At 60.1% G+C, this 17611-nt stretch carries 17 protein-coding genes and 1 tRNA gene; 6 read left to right on the forward strand and 12 right to left on the reverse strand.

Annotated features, from left to right (window positions below; all coding sequences use genetic code 11):
* Window positions 1-140: 140 nt before the first annotated feature.
* Window positions 141-217: transfer RNA gene (locus tag EIH26_RS01560), tRNA-Arg, on the forward strand.
* 185 nt (window positions 218-402) lie between these two features.
* On the opposite strand, the gene EIH26_RS01565 is transcribed toward EIH26_RS01560, so the two are convergent.
* Window positions 403-849, reverse strand: a complete 447-nt coding sequence (locus tag EIH26_RS01565; RefSeq protein ID WP_124060453.1) for an Rrf2 family transcriptional regulator — start codon at window positions 847-849, stop codon at window positions 403-405.
* 365 nt (window positions 850-1214) lie between these two features.
* Between EIH26_RS01565 and EIH26_RS01570 the strand changes: the two genes are divergently transcribed.
* On the forward strand, window positions 1215-1883 hold the full coding sequence (locus EIH26_RS01570) for a 5-formyltetrahydrofolate cyclo-ligase (protein WP_164470941.1): 669 nt from the start codon (window positions 1215-1217) through the stop codon (window positions 1881-1883).
* On the opposite strand, the gene EIH26_RS08575 is transcribed toward EIH26_RS01570, so the two are convergent.
* The 4 genes from EIH26_RS08575 to EIH26_RS01590 form a co-directional block, all read right to left on the reverse strand.
* On the reverse strand, window positions 1880-2335 hold the full coding sequence (locus EIH26_RS08575; RefSeq protein WP_124060455.1) for a metal ABC transporter permease: 456 nt from the start codon (window positions 2333-2335) through the stop codon (window positions 1880-1882). The two genes, EIH26_RS01570 and EIH26_RS08575, sit on opposite strands and share 4 nt — an antisense overlap.
* Window positions 2229-2660, reverse strand: coding sequence for a Fur family transcriptional regulator (locus tag EIH26_RS01580; protein ID WP_124060456.1), 432 nt, complete (start codon window positions 2658-2660; stop codon window positions 2229-2231). Before EIH26_RS01580 ends, EIH26_RS08575 begins: the two co-directional genes overlap by 107 nt.
* Window positions 2661-2829: 169 nt before the next feature.
* Window positions 2830-3384, reverse strand: coding sequence for a dCTP deaminase (gene dcd / locus EIH26_RS01585; protein WP_124060457.1), 555 nt, complete (start codon window positions 3382-3384; stop codon window positions 2830-2832).
* Window positions 3385-3471: 87 nt separating this feature from the next.
* Window positions 3472-4956 carry a response regulator transcription factor gene (locus EIH26_RS01590; RefSeq protein WP_124060458.1) on the reverse strand — a complete coding sequence of 495 codons (1485 nt, stop codon included), beginning with the start codon at window positions 4954-4956 and terminating at the stop codon, window positions 3472-3474.
* A 218-nt stretch (window positions 4957-5174) separates the two neighbouring features.
* Between EIH26_RS01590 and EIH26_RS01595 the strand changes: the two genes are divergently transcribed.
* On the forward strand, window positions 5175-6824 hold the full coding sequence (locus EIH26_RS01595; RefSeq protein WP_124060459.1) for an FAD-dependent oxidoreductase: 1650 nt from the start codon (window positions 5175-5177) through the stop codon (window positions 6822-6824).
* 139 nt (window positions 6825-6963) lie between these two features.
* Here EIH26_RS01595 and EIH26_RS01600 read toward each other — a convergent pair whose 3' ends face one another.
* Complete coding sequence (locus EIH26_RS01600; RefSeq protein WP_124060460.1) at window positions 6964-7512, reverse strand: NAD(P)H-dependent oxidoreductase; 549 nt, start codon at window positions 7510-7512, stop codon at window positions 6964-6966.
* A 102-nt stretch (window positions 7513-7614) separates the two neighbouring features.
* Entirely contained in the window at window positions 7615-7743 is a 129-nt protein-coding gene (locus EIH26_RS08580; RefSeq protein WP_255409461.1) for a hypothetical protein, read from the reverse strand.
* A gap of 79 nt (window positions 7744-7822) precedes the next feature.
* Here EIH26_RS08580 and EIH26_RS01605 point away from each other — a divergent pair, with 79 nt between their 5' ends.
* Window positions 7823-9103, forward strand: a complete 1281-nt coding sequence (locus tag EIH26_RS01605) for an O-acetylhomoserine aminocarboxypropyltransferase/cysteine synthase family protein (protein ID WP_124060461.1) — start codon at window positions 7823-7825, stop codon at window positions 9101-9103.
* Between the two features lie 77 nt (window positions 9104-9180).
* On the opposite strand, the gene EIH26_RS01610 is transcribed toward EIH26_RS01605, so the two are convergent.
* The 5 genes from EIH26_RS01610 to EIH26_RS01630 all read right to left on the reverse strand — a co-directional run bounded on the left by EIH26_RS01610 (window position 9181) and on the right by EIH26_RS01630 (window position 14798).
* Entirely contained in the window at window positions 9181-10074 is an 894-nt protein-coding gene (locus EIH26_RS01610) for a DmsC/YnfH family molybdoenzyme membrane anchor subunit (RefSeq protein ID WP_124060462.1), read from the reverse strand.
* A gap of 8 nt (window positions 10075-10082) precedes the next feature.
* On the reverse strand, window positions 10083-10745 hold the full coding sequence (locus EIH26_RS01615) for a molecular chaperone TorD family protein (protein WP_206424650.1): 663 nt from the start codon (window positions 10743-10745) through the stop codon (window positions 10083-10085).
* A 141-nt stretch (window positions 10746-10886) separates the two neighbouring features.
* Window positions 10887-11735, reverse strand: a complete 849-nt coding sequence (locus EIH26_RS01620) for a DmsC/YnfH family molybdoenzyme membrane anchor subunit (protein ID WP_124060464.1) — start codon at window positions 11733-11735, stop codon at window positions 10887-10889.
* Between the two features lies 1 nt (window position 11736).
* Window positions 11737-12357, reverse strand: coding sequence for a DMSO/selenate family reductase complex B subunit (locus EIH26_RS01625; RefSeq protein WP_124060465.1), 621 nt, complete (start codon window positions 12355-12357; stop codon window positions 11737-11739).
* Between the two features lie 11 nt (window positions 12358-12368).
* Window positions 12369-14798, reverse strand: a complete 2430-nt coding sequence (locus tag EIH26_RS01630; RefSeq protein ID WP_124060466.1) for a DMSO/selenate family reductase complex A subunit — start codon at window positions 14796-14798, stop codon at window positions 12369-12371.
* A gap of 218 nt (window positions 14799-15016) precedes the next feature.
* Between EIH26_RS01630 and EIH26_RS01635 the strand changes: the two genes are divergently transcribed.
* Together EIH26_RS01635 and EIH26_RS01640 are read left to right on the forward strand one after the other, a co-directional pair.
* Complete coding sequence (locus EIH26_RS01635; protein WP_124060467.1) at window positions 15017-16564, forward strand: response regulator transcription factor; 1548 nt, start codon at window positions 15017-15019, stop codon at window positions 16562-16564.
* Window positions 16565-16584: 20 nt separating this feature from the next.
* Window positions 16585-17568: a bile acid:sodium symporter family protein gene (locus tag EIH26_RS01640; RefSeq protein WP_124060468.1), complete on the forward strand. Its 984-nt coding sequence runs from the start codon at window positions 16585-16587 to the stop codon at window positions 17566-17568.
* Window positions 17569-17611 lie beyond the last annotated feature (43 nt).

Raw genomic sequence — 17611 nt, forward strand, 5'->3', positions numbered from 1 at the left:
CAGCGAACCGCTTCACCACGTCGGCGCGTTGCGTTCGGCGAAAACGTTATGCACCGCCCATGCGGCTGAATTCAAAAAATACAAATGGCATGTTGACTCCCGGTTCGTTACGGGTATAATAGCTTTCGCTGTTTCGATGTGCGCCGTTACCTCAGCTGGATAGAGGGACTGACTACGAATCAGTACGTCGGGGGTTCGAATCCCTCACGGCGCACCACCAAAAACCGCAGGCCAAACGTTTGTTTGGCTTTTTTTATACTCTATCGACAATGCTCTATACCCGCACGCCGAGCAAAGGCCATCGATCTTCGTGTTCACAGAACTGCTCAATATCGCGGAGGGTATTGAGGTTTAACGCTCATCTGTGTCCCACAAACTATTTTGTGGGACACCTAAGGCAGCCTATTCGCTTTGGATGCGCTCGAAGAACGCCCGTTTGTCTTCCTTCGTCTCTCCCGCATCCAAAAGATCTTGAATGGTCACCCGATCAAGGAACATATCGACGCTCGACGAGATAAGCGCATAGGCGTTCGCCACCTTGCCCCCGATAATGTCTTCAACATGCTTGCCCGTCAAAGGATGGCGCGGGTCTTTGTATGTCTCTTCGAATGCGGCGACGATCTGGTGAATAGAGACCTCGGCAGGATCTTTGACCAGAGTATATCCGCCGTTCTTCCCAGGACGAGCGTTAATGAGCCCGGCGTTGCGCAGCTTCAAACCAAGCTGTATAAGATAATCGCGCGGAATATCCATGTGCTCGGCAATCTCTTTGGAAGAGCAGATGCCGCCCTTTATCGCAAGATACATCATGGCGCGAACGCCGTAATCGATAGAAGCCTTGAGCTTCATCAGCTGCCACCTTCCACATCTATCGCCAACCGGAAGTCCCCTTTCGGGAAACCCGAGGCATCCCCTAGCGCGGATCGCGCAGACCCTCACCGCATTGCGCGCATACCGCTTCTCGTCTCGATCGCCTTTGGACCATCAGGGAATCATAATGCACCGTATGTCTTGTTACGTTTCCATTAAATGAAATGGCCGATCGATTCTCCGATAATCTCCATAATGCGCCACGCAAACACGCCGAAAGCCGTATGATCCAACACCCCTCAGCCTTCATTGGGCTTAAAATAGGAAGCGGGCCCTGGTTAAAAATGAACGCCGCGTCCCCTTCGCATGACGCGACCCTTATTTCACCGAAACGAGAAACCCTTATGGAAAGCGATACCAGCGCCGAAGAACCACCGCGCAGTTCCGAAAAAACCACCCTGCGCCGCATGCTGATAGACCGTCGCAATCGCATCGACGAAGCGGATCGCGCCACACGCAGCATCTCGATGTGCGGGCGGCTTTCCGCCTACCTCCTGGAACGCCTCGGTGAGCTCGGTCCGCTCGAAGGGTGCCACGCGCCTTCGGTAGCCCTGTATGCGGCCATGGGAAGCGAGCCGTCGCTGGACCGGTTCGCGTTCGAAGCGATGGAACGGGGGTGGCGCTGCTTTTTCCCCGTCATGGTGAAAGACGCGCCGGAACCGTCGGGATCCCCTCGCATCCGTATGGAATTCGTTCGGCTGATGGCGGAACCGTATCGGAACAGAAGCCTGCCCTTCCTTACCTCTCCGGCAAAATCGATCGCACGGGATCAACTTGTCCGGCTGGGATTGCAGTCAGCCGAAGCAAAAGACCTCGATGCCGTGGTCGTCCCCTTGGTTGGATTCGACCAGAAGAACAACCGCCTGGGATACGGTGGCGGAAACTACGACCGCCTCCTCGCCGAAACCCGCCCCAATGCCGTTGTGGTCGGATTCGCGTTCGTCGAACAGCGCTGCTCCAGCCTGCCCGTCGAGCCCCACGACATCCCGCTGCCTCGTATCATCACCGGCTAGCGGCCCTGTCCAAGACGCCGGCTGCCACCTTGGCCGATCGGCGCCTTTCTTCCTACCGCCGCTGGCCGCAAGCGAGAAAGCACGGCCTTCGCCACCAGGACAACCAACAACAGAGCCACCGCCATCAGCACGATGGTTCCACCGGGCTTCAGCCCGAACGCGTACGACACGACGATGCCCGCGACGGTGGTGACCACACCCACCAGGGCGGAAACGGCATACATCTGATGCCAGCTGCGGGCAACCTGCAATGCGCATGCCACCGGAACCACCATCATGGACGAAACGATGAGCGAACCGATGAACTCCTTGCGCGTGATGAGACCGAATCCCCTGTTTTCTCCTCTAACGCTCGATCGAAGAATCGGACCGTCGGCTTCGACAGCCCGAGCACAGCCCGTACAGAACCGTGCGAGACGTGTCGATCTCGAAACCATGGTGGTTCTGCACATGCCGGGAGAAATCGTCCAGCATGCCGCAATCGAGGGGAAGTGCGCGACCGCAATCGAGGCAAAGCAGCTGACCTGCGGCTCGAGGAGCCTGAGGAGCAAGCCGATAGCGCGCCTCGCCGCCAGCCGGCCCGAACACCTTCACCGCAAAGCCGTCGTCGGCCAGCGCCTCGAGCGCCCGGTACACCGTGGTCCTGCCTACCGACTCTCCGGCTTCCACGAGGTTGAAATGAGCCTCATCGACCGAAAAGTACCGATCGGGAGCCTGGGTGAGCACCGAGCGCACCAGCCGCTTCTGCTTCGTATCGTATGTACGCCTGCGTTCCATCGTTGCGATCCAAACTGAAAACGAATTCCAATTCTTATCATAGAACCGCGTTTCCTCATGTCAATAGAAAGAAGCGCGACCCCGTTAAAGGCAATCACCGTGTATCGGAAGGCAAACGGCTCCGTGAGTCCGCCGAAGCAAGTCTCACCGTCCTTATAAATCGCCGAATCTAAGACAGCTTGCGGGCAGGAGATGCCCCGCGCTGTCCCTGATAGTGGCTTCCCAGCCCCGCGCTGCCGTAGGGACGCTCGACCGGTGAGCTCATGCGCTCGAACGACATCTGCCCGATACGCATTCCGGGATGAAGCACGATGGGCAGGGTTGCCACGTTGGAGAGTTCGAGCGTGATCTCGCCCACCCAGCCGGGATCGACGTAACCGGCCGTCGAATGGATCATGAGGCCCATGCGACCCAGCGAGCTTTTGCCCTCGAGTTTGCCCAGAATGTCGTCGGGCACCGAAATGCACTCGAACGTCGTGCCCAAAGCAAACTGCCCCGGCTGGAGAATGAACGCACCGCCCGGTTCAACCTCGATTTCCTCGGTAAGTCCAGGCTGATCGACAAGGGGGTCGATGAACGCGTGAGACGAGTTGCGAAAGATCCGAAAATTCGATCCCAGGCGCACATCGACCGACGCCGGTTGAATGTTTTCGGGAGCGAGCGGATCGATGCCGATGCGCCCGGCGGCGATCTGGGCTTTGATGTCGCGATCGGAGAGAACCATGAAAAGCCTTTCGTCGTGCGGCGAGCGCAAAGCCCGCGCGGTATTATCCGCAGTCTACCAGCAAACCGAACCGCAGGAGGCGACGATTCACTTGACGGGTGCCACGTCCGACCATCGCTCGATCAGCTCGTCTCGGGAGTGGATTCCCATTTTTCGATAAATGTGCTTGACGTGCGTCTTCACCGTGTCTTTCGAGATGAACAGCTCGCTTTGCACCTGCGGCCCGGTCTTTCCCTCCGCGAGAAGCTGGGCCACTTCAAGCTCGCGGGGAGATAGGCCGTAACACTGGGCCATCTCCCCCGAACGAACGCGTCGCTCCTGATGGGCATTAGATTCATCAGGCTCAGGATCCTCGTCTTTGAAAGACACGCCCCACCGCGCGAAGAAGTCCTTCTCACTCATGAACAGCACCGTTCCCACCACCACCATCGCAACGGTTATAGAGCCTATCACCAAGCTGTACGCATCGGAGCCACCGCTGAGCGACATGATGCCCTCGGATACCTGCCGCCCGCCCAGCGCCACCGCCGCCCGCACACCACGCTCGATGCCAAACAGCCAGAGCGCCGATATCCCGTAGCGATACGACATCGAGGCCATAAGCATCATGATGAGCACCGAGAACGCCGTGTAACTTGCCGTCGCGCAGAAATCCGACACCTGAGCATTAAACCAACCGAACGCGGGAACCACCAAAAACGCGCCGGTCATCAGCGGTAATGCGAAGCGGTACAGCGTGGCGAACTGAAAGTCCCTGCCTTGGCGGTGAATCATCACGAACAAAAGGATGCCCATGAACAGCGTCCCGAACGCCGAATGGGGCCCGAACGAGCTTGCGTACTGGCTTTCCTCCCGAAGACTGTACGCAAACGCATACACCGCCATAAGCAGGGTCGGCTTCCAGGGAAACGAGAACGATCGCGAGGATATGTGGTTGCGCTCCTCGGACGTAAGCGACATAGAGCCGATCGCCAACAGCAGCAAAGACACTATCGGGATCAGGGCCGATGTACCGAACAACCACGGGTAGGCCAATCCGCGGCAGAAATAAATGACGAACGCCGCCACGATTATGGATGCGCAGTAGTACAGCCCCACGCGAAACGGGCTGAGGCATCCGTACAGCTCGGACCACAGGAGAATGATGAACGCGGTTCCGATACCGCCCAGCACCGTGGCCGGAAAGGCAACCGATGATGCCGACGACGGCATCGCCACACTCAGCCATGCCAGGCATGTGCTGGACACCATGGACACGGCCACCACCGCGAACGCCGCGCTTCGCTCGATGAGAGGTTCGAGCGCCCTGTGAAACGCCGCACTCAAAACAAGCACGACGATCATCGCAAGGTCGTACACGTCATGTCCGGCAAACGCCTCGAACGGGAACTCCACGAACGAGCCCACGAACACAAGCTCGATCCATGCCCGATACAAGCCCAACCCAACGAACGCCAAGGGCACGTAGGGAATCGTATCGAGCAGGCGGCTCCCCGGAAGACGTGCGCCTTCGGACGAGGGAGGCGAGATCAAAAGATCCGGATCCCAAACCTCCGCCACGTGCTTATCCATCGCACCGCTCCTTCTTCTTCCCCATATCCGTGTCATTGTACGTTTTCGAGCGCATTATCGCACGTCGGAAGGGGGTGATTGCAGCAGGGTGATGCAAATACCCCCCTTGGGATTCATATGGGGGAAAGACGATCGCGGCACAGGGTCATAGAGTTGCGGGCATGGAAGCCCTGGCGAAGGGGACGAAGTAGCCGGGCGGTTTGAAGGAGGATCACAGCATGTCAGAGGGAATCAGCAGACGCGATCTACTCAAGTTCGGAGGTATTGCAGCCGCAGGCGTAGCCGGAGCCGGGGCGCTGAATGGGTGCAGCCCCAAATCCACAGGCGGCAAATCGAAAAACGCGGCGGGCGATGCAGCGACGGAAAAGACCGTCTCGGCCGGACACGACCGCACCGGCCTCCCCCGTTTCTTCGAGAAGCCCGCAGCCATCGCCGATATCAAGGAAACCAAGGACTACGACGTGGTCGTAATCGGCGCCGGGGCACCAGGAGTTCCCTGCGCCCTCGCCGCTGCCGAAAAGGGAGCGAGGGTCGCTCTCATCCAGAAGGAGCCCACCGCTTCGGCGTACGGCAATTCGGGATCGGGCATCGACCTGGCCAACAGCGATCCCGCCGACGTCGCCAGCCTCATCGACCTCATGATGCACGAATCCCAGCACCGCCCCAACCGCAAGCTCCTGCAAATGTGGGCAGAGAAATCGGGCGAAGCCGTGAAGTGGGTTATCGAGCGCTCCGCCGAGGGAGGGGCGCAGGTTGTCGACCAGGGCAACATCCAACACAAGCCCATGTTGGCGAAGTTCGGATACAACCTGTCGTTTGTCACCTCGTACTTCGGCCCCAAACCCTACACCGTGGGGGACGGAATGATCGCTTTGTGCGCCGTGGCCGAAAAGGCCGGGGTCGAGATCTTCTACAGCTGCGCAGCCGAGCAGCTGGTCGTTGACGATAGCGGCAAGGTTACCGGGGTGATCGCGAAAAGCGGCAAGACCTACCTTCAGTTTAATGCGAATAACGGCGTGGTGGTAGCAACGGGAGACTACCAAAACGACACCGACATGCTGAACTACTACCTGCCCGATATGCGCCATATGGGACCCAAGCAGTCTGGGCGCACCGGTGACGGACAGAAGATGATCGTGTGGGCAGGCGGCTGCATGGAAAACATCGCACACACCAAGATGCTGCACGACTTCGACGCCGGCCCCGCGTCGATGTGCGATATGCCGTTTTTGCGCATGAAAATGAACGGAGAGCGCTTCTGCTGCGAAACCACCGAGATGTCCCTGATGAACTGCTACCTCCAAAGCGAAGAAGACCAGGGGAACTACGTCGAGATCTACGACAGCGAATACATGTCCAAGGCAGCGGAATTCCCCGGCAAGCTGATCGACCCCGAGGAACTGAAGAACTGGATGCCCGAAGAGAAGATCGAGCGCAAAGGCGTTCTGGAAAGCTTCATCGGCACGTTCAAAGCCGACACCCTCGAAGAGCTCGCCAAAAAGCTTGAGATCACCGATGTGGCTCGGTTCGTTGAAACGATCAAGCGCTTCAACGAACTGTGCGATGAGGGGTCGGACGCCGATTTCGGGCTTCCCGCCAAATACCTCAAGAAGATCGACGTACCGCCTTATTACGGCACCCACCGTCACGTGCGCATGAGCTCCATCGCTTCGGGCGGGGTGCGCGTGAACGACAACCTGCAGTGCGTTACCCCCGAGGGCGAGGCCATCGAAGGGCTCTACGCCATCGGCAACGTGTCGGGCGGTTTCTACGGTGGCATCGACTACCCGCTCACCGTGTTCGGGATCAATCTTGGACACAACTACACTCAAGGCTACGTAGTCGGTCAGACCCTGGGGTCGAAATAAGATCCCACCGCTGGAAGCGGCACTCATCCCGGCGCGCTTTTCTCGTGGCCTCGGAAAGCCCTCTCTGTGCTCCGGGTTTCTTCCGTTCATCGGCAGAAACCCGGAGCGCGCGACCCCAACGCCCGCAAAAAGAGAGAAACTACAGCGTCTCGATCAAGCGGGCCAAACGCTCCGCATGATCGGCACCCAGCGCCTTGGCCTGCTCGAACGCAGCCTCGCTCCCTCCGGGAATAGAGAAGATCCCTCCCGTTGCAACGAACCCCGCCCACAGCATGCCCGCATAGCGTGCGATGCGCTTCTGGGTGTCGATCAGCTGGCCGGGCTCAAAGCCCTGGGCCTCGCATTGCGATTCGCTCGCCGCCATGGTAAACGACGCCACCAGCTTCTTTCCCCGCAGCTTCCCGCCTGTGCGGCCGTGCGAAAAACCGTGCTGGAACACCGTCTCCAGCCAGCGCTGCAAGATCGAGGGCATGCCGTACCAGTACAGCGGATACTGCAGCACCACCACATCGGCCTGTAAAAGCTTCCGCTGCTCGGCCTGCACATCGATCATGCCGTCGGGGTACAGGTCGGCAATGCGATCCAGGACGACGCCCGTAATGCGCGCCTGCGCTTCTTCGAGAACGGTTTTGTTGGCTGCGGAGCTCTGCAGATCGGGATGACCGCAGACAATCAGTACATTATTCATCGATACTCCTTGAAAGAGATCGTTCAGATTCGGATAACGCAATCGATTATCCCCGCTTCCTCGACCCTCCCCCGACCGCAAAACCGACCCCTTGACAATAAGTTAAGGTACTGAAACCTGTTCGGCATCTTTTCGGAAGGCATCGTTTCCGAAACGCTCGACCGACGAAGCGATGCGCACGTCGAAACCGCGCGCCGCAGCCGTGCGTTCTGACTTTTCGATAACGCCCATGCGATTATTCGCAGAGGCTGAAGGAGACGGTGCTTCCTATAATGAAGCGGTCGGATCCAACCGAAAATCAGGAGAACCCATGAGCCAAAGCATAGAAACAACCTGCGTGCAGGGCGGATACCAGCCCGAAAACGGACAGCCCCGCCAGGTTCCCGTCTACCAGTCGACCACCTGGAAATACGATACGTCCGAGCATATGGCCAGGCTGTTCGACCTCGCCGAAGCCGGCTACTTCTACACGCGCCTGGCAAACCCCACCAACGATGCCGTGGCCGCCAAGATCACCCAGCTCGAAGGCGGAGCGGCCGGAATGCTTACCAGCTCGGGACAGGCCGCCAACTTTTTCGCCCTGTTCAACATCGCGAGCGCAGGAGATCACATAGTCGCCAGCAGCGCCATTTACGGAGGAACGTACAACCTGATCAAAGTGACGATGGCGCGCATGGGGGTATCCGTCACGTTCGTCGATGCACATTGCACGCGCAAGCAGCTGGACGCCGCGTTCCAAAAGAACACCAAGTGCGTATTCGGAGAAACCATCGCGAACCCGGCGCTCGACGTTCTGGACATCGAGCTGTTCGCTGAAGCAGCCCACGCCCACGGAGTGCCGCTGATCGTAGACAATACCTTCGCCACGCCCGTGAACTGCCGCCCCATAGAGTGGGGTGCCGATATTGTCACGCACTCGACCACCAAATACATGGACGGACACGCCTCCACGGTGGGCGGAGCCGTGATCGACGCTGGAAAGTTTGACTGGAACGCCCATAGCGACAAGTTTCCCGGGCTCACCGAACCCGACGAGAGCTACCACGGCATCGTGTACACCGAGCAGTTCGGGCTGGCCGGAGCCTTCATCACGAAGGCGACGGCTCAGCTGATGCGCGATCTGGGCAGCATCCAGTCGCCGCAGCACGCATCGTTTTTGAATTCCAGCCTTGAGAGCCTGCATGTGCGGATGGCTCAGCATTGCAGAAACGGCCAGGCTGCTGCCGAGTTTTTGGAAAAGCACCCCAAGATCCGCTTCGTGCGCTACTGCGGCCTGCCCTCCGATCCGAACTATCCGCTGGCACAGAAATACCTGCCCAACGGCAGCTGCGGCGTGGTGAGCTTCGGATTCGAGGGTGGGCGCGAGGCCGCCGAGAGGTTCATGAGCGCGCTGAAAATCGCCGCCATAGCAACCCACGTAGCCGACTCCCGTTCATGCATCCTGCATCCCGCGAACGCAACGCACCGCCAGATGAACGATGCGGAACTCGAAGCCTGCGGCATCACGCCCGATCTGGTGCGCCTCTCGTGCGGCATCGAGGGAACCGGCGACCTTATCGCCGATATCGCCCAAGCGCTCGAGGCCGTCTAGCATCATCAGGCAAGCTCGAACGACCCCGCCGGCACAGCTTTCGCACTCGTCGGCGGGAGCGGGGACGGTAAGCCTCTCTAGAACCCCAGCCCCACCGTAAGATGGCTCATATAGAACATGAAGCGCATCACCAGAATGCCCGCATACGAAGAAACGATCGCAACGATCATCCGCGCTCTTTTCCGCGTAAGCGACGAAACGCCGCCCAACGTTCGCACCGCGATCACCGCAGCAGAGCACTCGAGCGCCACAAACGCGCACAGACCCCAGCCGTACAGGGGAACCAGCTGATATGCCGTCCCATACGCATTCCTCATTTCCGGGTACGCCATGCCCTGCATCGCGTACACTGCCACGCACAAGGCCCCCGCAACGCCCAGCATCGCTCCCACGGCCACGGGGCTGCGAAACGCCCCGACGGGGCGCACCTCGAACAAGCCAAGCGCGCCCTCGGCTACGATCACGCCGCCCACAAGGGCGTTAAGCGCTATAGAGGCAGGCACGTGCCACATCGCCCAGGTAAGCACCGTATCGACGCGGTAAGCGTACCCGATCAGCGCAATCACGATAACCGCCGCCACTGCGATCAGGGCATACAGCAACGTCATGGCAACCCTATGGGGCTCTACCGCAAACTGGAGCATCCAAAACACTCCCGACAGCATGAGAAACGCGATGACGGCCACAACCTCGTTGGACAGAGGGGAGCGCCCCACGCCCGCGAACACGTACAGGGCGTTTGCCGGATTGCCCAGATGAAGGGCCGCCGCGATCAGGCCGACCGACGCAAGGACCAGCGTAACCACCAGCGCGTTGCGCAGCTTCGCCCGCGCAGGATCATCCGCGCCGCCCAGGCCGCGCGCAAGCGTTCCGATGGCCACGATGAGGTACGCCACCACCGCAGACGGCGTCAGCGTGGTGAACAGCACCAGCGGAAACTCTTCGATCGCATTTGCCCAGCCGTAATCCATGCGAACCCCTAGCGGTATAGGCGAACCGGGCGCGCCTCGATACGCAACTCGCGGCGCATCCCCTCAAGCGATGCATGCGTGATCTGCGCCAACCCCCGGAAAAAATCGCCGTCCGTTTCCGTCTCCAGCCTATCAAGAAACCTCGGCGCCCACGGCAGAAGATGCTGTCCTAAAAACTCGCCCAGGCAGCCAGGACGGTTTCGGGCAATCCACGACAGCATCGCCAGCATGCACCCGAAGTGATCTTCGGGCATGTTCCGTTCAACGAAAACGGGTGCGCCGTGCTCCCGCAGCCACCCTCGAAGCTCGCCGGTAGTCCGGCCGAACAGCGCCCCGTCCCGATCGGTGTATACCGATCCCCATTGAGGAGCGGCCTTCACCTGGGGCCCCACGAACAACCGGCGAAATTCGTCAAGCAGGGCAGCGCGACGGGCAGCCCCCTTCTGCATTGCGGAAAGAGGACCCCGCGCATCCTTTCCCTCCACGAAAGGCCATTGGTCGGCGGCATCTCCCACCTCCAGATGGGCGAACGCATCGTAAAGAGCTTCGACCGCAGCCGACCCCGGCTCCAAGGTGAAGAACGGAGACAGCGATTCGGATACGAACGAAACGTCGGCCAGCATGTCTTCATTGAGGACAGCCTGCCCATCGATATCTTTCGTCTCGCACATGTCAGTCATCACCCCCGAATATGAAGGTGGCCCGACGGAAGATCCGCCAAGCCACCTTCGACATACGTGCATTGTACCCGCCCCGCAGCACTCATGCGCATCGGCGCGAGAAAAGCAAAGCGCTGCGTGCGGCAGAAAACCCTACATCAGTGAAATGCCAACCGACATCTGCAGCGCATAGAAGGCGAATCGCGCAAGCAGAACCCCGATCACAGCCAGCAGCAAGGACAGATACGCCGCCGACGGCTTGCCGGGACGGGATGCGGCTATCATCGACAGAACGGACGCCGCTGCGATCAGCGCCAAACCGAGCACGATCATCGGGAGAGCTCCCGCCACCAGATCGGACCCTGCCGCGATCGGACTCGTCAAGCCCGAAGCGAACGCAGCCACGCCGATCACGCCGATGAACGCCAGGACGCAGCCGATCAGCGCAAGGGCGCTGAGAACGCGGCCGAACGGACGATCGTCGCCATCCAACATGATCAGCCCCAGTGCCGCGCCGCCAACCAGGGCGTATCCAATCATCGCAACGATGTTGAGGGGGGAATTCCACGTGGGAATGGTTTCCATCATGTAGGCCAAACCGGTAAACACCGCAAACACGACCCCCAGCGCACCCGCCGCGATGCCGAAAGCCTTGAGCGCCGCGTCGCCAAGCTTGCCCGACGACGCCGCGATCCAATACGCAGCGGCCACGACGAAGAACAAACCGCCCGCAGTCACCTCGTTCGACAGCGGGGATCGCCCGATGCCTTCGGCTACGTGCAGCATGTTCCCCGGTGCGGCAAGATGGAACGCCGACGCGATGAAGCCGGCCAGAACCAACGCCAAAGGAACCCACATAAGCTTCAGTGCGCGCGTTCCCTGTTCCTGAGCGGGAAATGCGCCTGCGCACTGCACGGCAGCCAGCGCGATGAACGCACCCGCCCCGACGGGAGCCAACGTGGTAAAGATTGCCAGAGGCAATTCGGAAAGCATCGCGGTCATCCTACATTACCTCCTTGATGTTCTTGACTTCCCCACCAAACGTTCCCGCCGGCTGCGCGTCATCGGATTCGAGCACGTACAGGTTGGGATCGGTGTAGCTCGGCTCGGGCAAGGGAGCGATGTTGGCACGCTTGCCCAGCTTCGCCATCTCTTCCACAGGACCGAAATCAAGCGCGCGCAGCGGGCAGGCCTCCACGCAGATGGGGCTCTTCCCCTCGGCCACGCGCTCGGCGCACCCGTTGCACTTCACCGAACGCCCCAGCTGACGATCGACCTTGGGCGCGTTGTAGGGGCAGGCCATATGGCAGTAGCCGCAGCCGATGCATTTGCCTGCGTCCACATCGACCAGGCCGCTGTCCGCATCCTTGTGCATGGCGCCCGTCGGGCACACATGAACGCAAGCGGGGTTGTCGCAATGGTTGCAGGAGACGGACGCATGGTAGGCGAACATGGAAGCCACGCGGGGGCCGTCTTCGCCGTCGATCCACTCGCCGCCCTCGTAGTCGTACACTTTGCGATACGCGAAGTCGACCGACAGATCCTTGTAGTCCTTGCAGGCCAGCGCGCAGGTCTTGCAGCCCGTGCAGCGCGAGCTATCGAAATAAAATCCGTATTGAGTCATCTTGCATTCACCTAAGCCTTGGTAATCTGGACGATGATCGAATGAGAGGGACCGTTGCCCTTTGCAAGCGGGGTGGGCCTATAGGCGGTCAGCGTATTCACACATCCGCCCTTGTCCACGCGGTCTCCGTTCATGTCGGCATCGTGCCAGGCACCCTGCGGTATACCCACCGTTCCGGGAATGATTCGAGGCGTGACCTTGGCTTCTATCTCGATTTCGCCCACGGGGCTCTTAACGCGGCACTTGTCCCCGTTTTCGATGCTGCGAAGCTTGGCGTCGATGGGGTTGATCCATGCCTGCTGGCGGTTCATCTCGTCGAGCTCCTTGATGAAGCCGAACGACGAATGGGTGCGCGATTTGTAATGGAATCCGCTGCAGTACAGGGGGAACTCGTCGGTAACCTCCCCATACCCCTCGGGACCGGGCCAAAACACCGGGATAGCGTGAATCTCCTCGCCCTTTTCCAGCTCCCAGGAATCGTTGAGCTTGTCGAGGCTTTCGGAGTAGATCTCGATCTTGCCCGAAGGGGTGCCCAGGGGGTGGGCCACCGGATCGTCCCGGAAATCCTTCAGGCCGATCGAGGGAGGCAGCTCCTTCTTGTACACGCCCTGCTTGAGAATCTCGTCCCACGTGGGCATTTCGGGATGCTTCTTGCGACCTTCGTTGTACAGGAACTCGATCCACTGCTCCTGGGTTCTACCCTCGGTGAACTGCTCGCGGATGCCGAAGGTCTCGGCGATGTCGGCGCACACATCGTAGTGGCTCCTGCACTCGCCCGGAGCCTCCTGGGCAGGCCCGCCCACCGTCACGCCCGTGTAGTACTCGGAATAGCCCTGCGTCTGCATGTTCATCTGCTCTGCTCGCATCGCATCGGGCAGCAGCAGATCGGCGTATTTGCCCGAATCGGTGAGAACCGTATCCCACACCAAGATGAACTCGCACTTGGTTTCGTCCGACAGAACCTCGTGAACCTTGTTGATGTCGCCGTGCTGATTGGTGAAGCAGTTTCCCGCATAGCTGATAAGCAACTTGATGTCGCTTCCCAGCTTATCGGCGCCCACGATACCAGCATTGGTGGCCGTCATCGTGCTGCCGTGATCGATGGCATTCAGCCACTGGTACACGGGAAGCTTCGTTTTGATGGGGTTTTTGAACGGAAGGGCGCCCACCAGATACGTGGGGGGCTCGGCCTCTCGCTGGCCCGTGTTCGTTCCGGGAAGGCCGATCTGCCCCAACGCGATCGGAACCATGGAGATGGCGCGCGCGGTGTCTTCTCCGTTGGAGTGGCGCTGAGGGCCCCAGCCCTGGCATACGAACGGCGCCTTCGCGCTCTCCAGGTCCTTTGCCAGCTGGCGGATCTTCTCTGCGGGGATCTGGGTGATCTTGGAAGCCCATTCCGGAGTCTTCTCGATCTTGTCGTACCCGGTACCCATCAGATAATCCTTGTACGACTTGCCCTTCCCCTTGGCGGATTCGGGCATGGTGGACTCATCCCAGCCCACGCAGTACGTCGAGAGGAAGTCCTCGTCGGTTTTCCCGTCCACGACAAACTCGTGGCACAGGGCTGCGCACAAGGCGGCGTCGGTTCCCGTGCGGATGGGCAGCCACTCATCGGAGTGTCCCGCCGACGTCTCGTTCAGTCGGTAATCGATATTGACGATCTTTCCACCGCGCTCGTTTACCGCCTCGCGCACGCGCGCGAAATCCCATACGGCGTTGGCGCCGCCCATGCGCGTGTCCGCAGGACTGTTGCCGAACATAACCACCAGATCGGAATGGGCCTCGGCCTCGCTGAACGACGACGCGTTCACGTTGTCGTACGGAGAATAGACGCTGCCCTTCTTCTTGTCGCTGCCGAACATGTACGGCATCGAGGCGGACATCATATGGGTCGAGTAATCGTAGAGCTGGTTGACGAAGCCGCCCAGCATACCCAGCAGGCGCTTGCTTGGATTGCGTCCCGTCGTGGAATACATGCCGGTGCCGTAGTTGAAGTAGATGGCTTCGTTGCCGTAGGTGTCTATCGTGTACTGGATCTTGTCGTGGATCAGCTGGATCGCCTCTTCCCAGCTGATACGCTCGAACTTCCCCTCACCACGCTTGCCGACGCGCTTCATCGGGTACAGCAGGCGATCGGGGCTGTTCACCCAGCGACGCATCGAGCGGCCGCGCAAGCAGGCGCGCGCCTGGAAGTCCCTATCCCCTATGTTGTCGGTCTCCATGTAGGCGATCTTTCCGTCTTTGACGTGCCACTGGAAGATGCAGTTGCCTCCGCAGTTGACGTTGCACATGCTCCAGGCGATCGCGTCTTCTTCCCGCTTCGAGCCCAAAGCCTCGGTTGGCTGGGTCAGAGCAGACGCAGCTCCGCCCGCTGCCGCGACGGCAGCAAGAGCCCCCGCCGACTTCATGAAAGTACGGCGCGACTGGTTCAGCTGTGGCATATTTTCTCCCCTCTCGTCGAAAACCACGATCTCATCCTATCGAGACGGGTCTTCCCCCGTGTCACATAAATCATGTGAATTGCGAGGTCAGAGAGTGTAACATGCCCTGGTTCCCCGCATATGGAACGCACCCGCGCTGCAAGCGTCCCGTCGCATCCCCGTTTTCACCTTGAACTGAACACGGTTTGCCCTTAGCCTAGGCACTCGAGAGGAATGCCATGAAGACACTGCAGCTTCTTTTGAAGCCGAACATAGCCGCACTGGCCTACGCCATGTTCATGGCCACCAATGCGGCGGGCATATGGGGCGGCGTCTTTCCGTTCCTTCCCTTCGACATGCAGTCCAACGCGTTGCTGTTCTGGTTCTTCCTCGCCCAAGCCACCCTGTTTTTCACCACGTTTCTCTTCGTGGCCGCACTATCGTATTTCTTGCCCCCCATCACCGCCCGCCCCCTCGTAGTCGGAGCCGGCGCTCCCTATTTCCTGGGATGGACGCTGATCATCGGAGCCATGTACTTCCCCGAAGCGAGAATGCCCCTGCTCGTCTTCGGGGGAGCCTCGCTGGGCGCGGGGTCGGCCGGGTTCTACCTGCTGTGGCAGCGACTGTTCATGTCCAAGGAAACCAACCGCGGCGTGGCGGATCTGATGATGGGCACCGTATATTCGGCGCTCATCTACTTCGCCCTGTACCTTATCCCCCGCGCGATCACCGTCTATCTCATCCCCTTCGCATTCATGCCCCTGTTTGCGCTGGCGCTGGTGGTCAGTTCGAGGGAAATCGACCTCTCTCAGCCGATGTTTTCCGACGAGCCGCGCAAGAACCGTCGCGTTTACCGCAACACCCTGCGCGTTTTGTATCGAAGCGGTCTGGGCGTCGCGGCGCTGGGGTTCTGTACAGGCTGCATGAGGGCCGCCGCCATCGAGCAGCCCGAAATAGGATCGTATGTGAACATCCTGTCGATGGCCGCCCTGCTGGCAGCGGCCTGCTCGATCCTCGTCATATGGCGCTCGCGCGACGTCAAGTTCAACCCGCTGGCTATTTTTCGGGCGCTCGCTCCGGCCGCGCTCACCTCGCTGGCGCTGATGCCGTTTCTTCCCGCAACCTACACGCAGTGGCTCTCCGCGGTATTCTATTCCATCTACGGCATCGCGCTTTTGCTGATGATGATCCAAACCGGCCAGATCAGCCGTGATCTGGGCGTGCATCCCTTCTTCGCCTACGGCCTGATGGGCGGCATCGTGTACCTCATGCACGACCTGGGGTTCGTTGTCGGAAGCGCCGTCGAGCTGTGGGGAATCTACCGCCCGGTGCGAATCCTTCTGGCGCTGATGATGGTATACGTTTTGGCCATAGTGTATTTCCTATGCAACACCAGCTTGAAGACGACCATCGCCAAGGCGTTCAGCGACGACAGCATCGAGCTGCTTGCCCTCGCCCTTACGAGAAGGCAGCGCCCCGACAAGGCGGCGATCCGGTCGGTCTCGCAAGAGCCCTCGCCCCCGAAGCCAAAGCCCGACACGCGGGAACACATCTTCACCGACCGCCTTTCGAAGCAGATGGATGCGGTGCGCCGCGCCTACGGGCTGAGCGCGCGAGAGACCGAAGTGGCCGAGGCCGTCGCGCGCGGAAAGACCGTCAAGCGGATCGCAGAAGAGCTTTTCGTGTCCGAGAACACCGTGCGCACCCATACGAGGCGCATTTACGCCAAACTGGGTATACACAAGAAGTCGGAGCTGATCGACCTCGCCCAGTCCACGTTGCGCTAACCAAGGAAGTCCCGAAAACCATGAACCCGCAAGAGGCGCACAGCATCTGGCTGCATATCGGCAGATTCATAGGACGTCGCATGCCGATCGTCATCCTGCTGTCCCTTGCGGCAGGCATAGCCTTTCCCGACCAGATCGGGCGCCTCAGATCCCTCGTCCCCGTCCTGTTCGCCATCATGACGTTCCAGAACTCCCTCACCATCAGCCTCTCGAAACTTAAACGGGCCATCACCAGTCCCGCTCCCGTCGTGATGGTTTTGCTGTTCGCCCATGCGGTTATGCCCGTAGCCGCATATTGCGCGGGAAGCCTGCTGTTCGCCGGTGAAAGCGACGTCATCGCGGGTCTGGTGCTGGAATACTCGGTACCCGTCGCCACCTCCATGGTGATGTGGGTGTCGCTGAGCCGCGGCAACACGGCAACCTCTCTGGCGATCCTGCTGGCCTCGACGCTTATCTGCCCCTTCTCCATCCCCTTCACGCTCAACACCCTCCTTGGCGCATCGATCGAGGTGAACGCCGCCGGTATGATCGGCGATATGCTGTTCATGGTGGCGATTCCCGCACTCGCGGGCTTCGGGCTGAACGAACTGACGCACGGATGGGCGGGAAAGAAGCTTGCGCTCGAGCTCTCCCCGATCGCGCGCCTGATCGTCCCCCTCATCGTCTCGGCCAACACAACGGGCATCGCCGTCTACGTGCGCAACCCCACCCCCCAGCTGGCCGCGATCGTGGCGTTCGTGGGACTGTTCACCGCAGGGGCGTTCGTTGCGGGAATCGGTCTGGCGAAAGCCTCCCGTCAAAAACGCGACGAGCTTGCGCCCATCGCCTTCGGTTGCGGGATGCGCAACATCTCCGCCGGTTCTGTGATCGCCGCTTCGTACTTTCCTGCGGAAACGGTGTTTCCCGTGATGGCGGGCGTTTTGTTCCAACAGCTTCTGGCTGCGGCCTTCGGAAAGATCATCGCGCGCATGACGGATTCGGACAAAGAGGAAGCGAGCGCCTAGGCATACCGCCCAAACGCCCGCTTTCCGCAGATGAAACGCATAT

Source organism: Gordonibacter sp. Marseille-P4307, assembly GCF_900604965.1.
Taxonomy (GTDB): Bacteria; Actinomycetota; Coriobacteriia; order Coriobacteriales; family Eggerthellaceae; genus Berryella.

What these genes read in the sequence shown, in the direction of transcription:
- EIH26_RS01565 (WP_124060453.1), bottom strand. Translation starts at nt 849, where the DNA reads ATGAAGCTCAAGGCTTCTATCGATTACGGCGTTCGCGCCATGATGTAT.
- EIH26_RS01570 (WP_164470941.1), top strand. Translation starts at nt 1,215, where the DNA reads ATGGAAAGCGATACCAGCGCCGAAGAACCACCGCGCAGTTCCGAAAAA.
- EIH26_RS08575 (WP_124060455.1), bottom strand. Translation starts at nt 2,335, where the DNA reads ATGTGCAGAACCACCATGGTTTCGAGATCGACACGTCTCGCACGGTTC.
- EIH26_RS01580 (WP_124060456.1), bottom strand. Translation starts at nt 2,660, where the DNA reads ATGGAACGCAGGCGTACATACGATACGAAGCAGAAGCGGCTGGTGCGC.
- dcd (WP_124060457.1), bottom strand. Translation starts at nt 3,384, where the DNA reads ATGGTTCTCTCCGATCGCGACATCAAAGCCCAGATCGCCGCCGGGCGC.
- EIH26_RS01590 (WP_124060458.1), bottom strand. Translation starts at nt 4,956, where the DNA reads ATGGATAAGCACGTGGCGGAGGTTTGGGATCCGGATCTTTTGATCTCG.
- EIH26_RS01595 (WP_124060459.1), top strand. Translation starts at nt 5,175, where the DNA reads ATGTCAGAGGGAATCAGCAGACGCGATCTACTCAAGTTCGGAGGTATT.
- EIH26_RS01600 (WP_124060460.1), bottom strand. Translation starts at nt 7,512, where the DNA reads ATGAATAATGTACTGATTGTCTGCGGTCATCCCGATCTGCAGAGCTCC.
- EIH26_RS08580 (WP_255409461.1), bottom strand. Translation starts at nt 7,743, where the DNA reads ATGGGCGTTATCGAAAAGTCAGAACGCACGGCTGCGGCGCGCGGTTTC.
- EIH26_RS01605 (WP_124060461.1), top strand. Translation starts at nt 7,823, where the DNA reads ATGAGCCAAAGCATAGAAACAACCTGCGTGCAGGGCGGATACCAGCCC.
- EIH26_RS01610 (WP_124060462.1), bottom strand. Translation starts at nt 10,074, where the DNA reads ATGGATTACGGCTGGGCAAATGCGATCGAAGAGTTTCCGCTGGTGCTG.
- EIH26_RS01615 (WP_206424650.1), bottom strand. Translation starts at nt 10,745, where the DNA reads ATGTGCGAGACGAAAGATATCGATGGGCAGGCTGTCCTCAATGAAGAC.
- EIH26_RS01620 (WP_124060464.1), bottom strand. Translation starts at nt 11,735, where the DNA reads ATGACCGCGATGCTTTCCGAATTGCCTCTGGCAATCTTTACCACGTTG.
- EIH26_RS01625 (WP_124060465.1), bottom strand. Translation starts at nt 12,357, where the DNA reads ATGACTCAATACGGATTTTATTTCGATAGCTCGCGCTGCACGGGCTGC.
- EIH26_RS01630 (WP_124060466.1), bottom strand. Translation starts at nt 14,798, where the DNA reads ATGCCACAGCTGAACCAGTCGCGCCGTACTTTCATGAAGTCGGCGGGG.
- EIH26_RS01635 (WP_124060467.1), top strand. Translation starts at nt 15,017, where the DNA reads ATGAAGACACTGCAGCTTCTTTTGAAGCCGAACATAGCCGCACTGGCC.
- EIH26_RS01640 (WP_124060468.1), top strand. Translation starts at nt 16,585, where the DNA reads ATGAACCCGCAAGAGGCGCACAGCATCTGGCTGCATATCGGCAGATTC.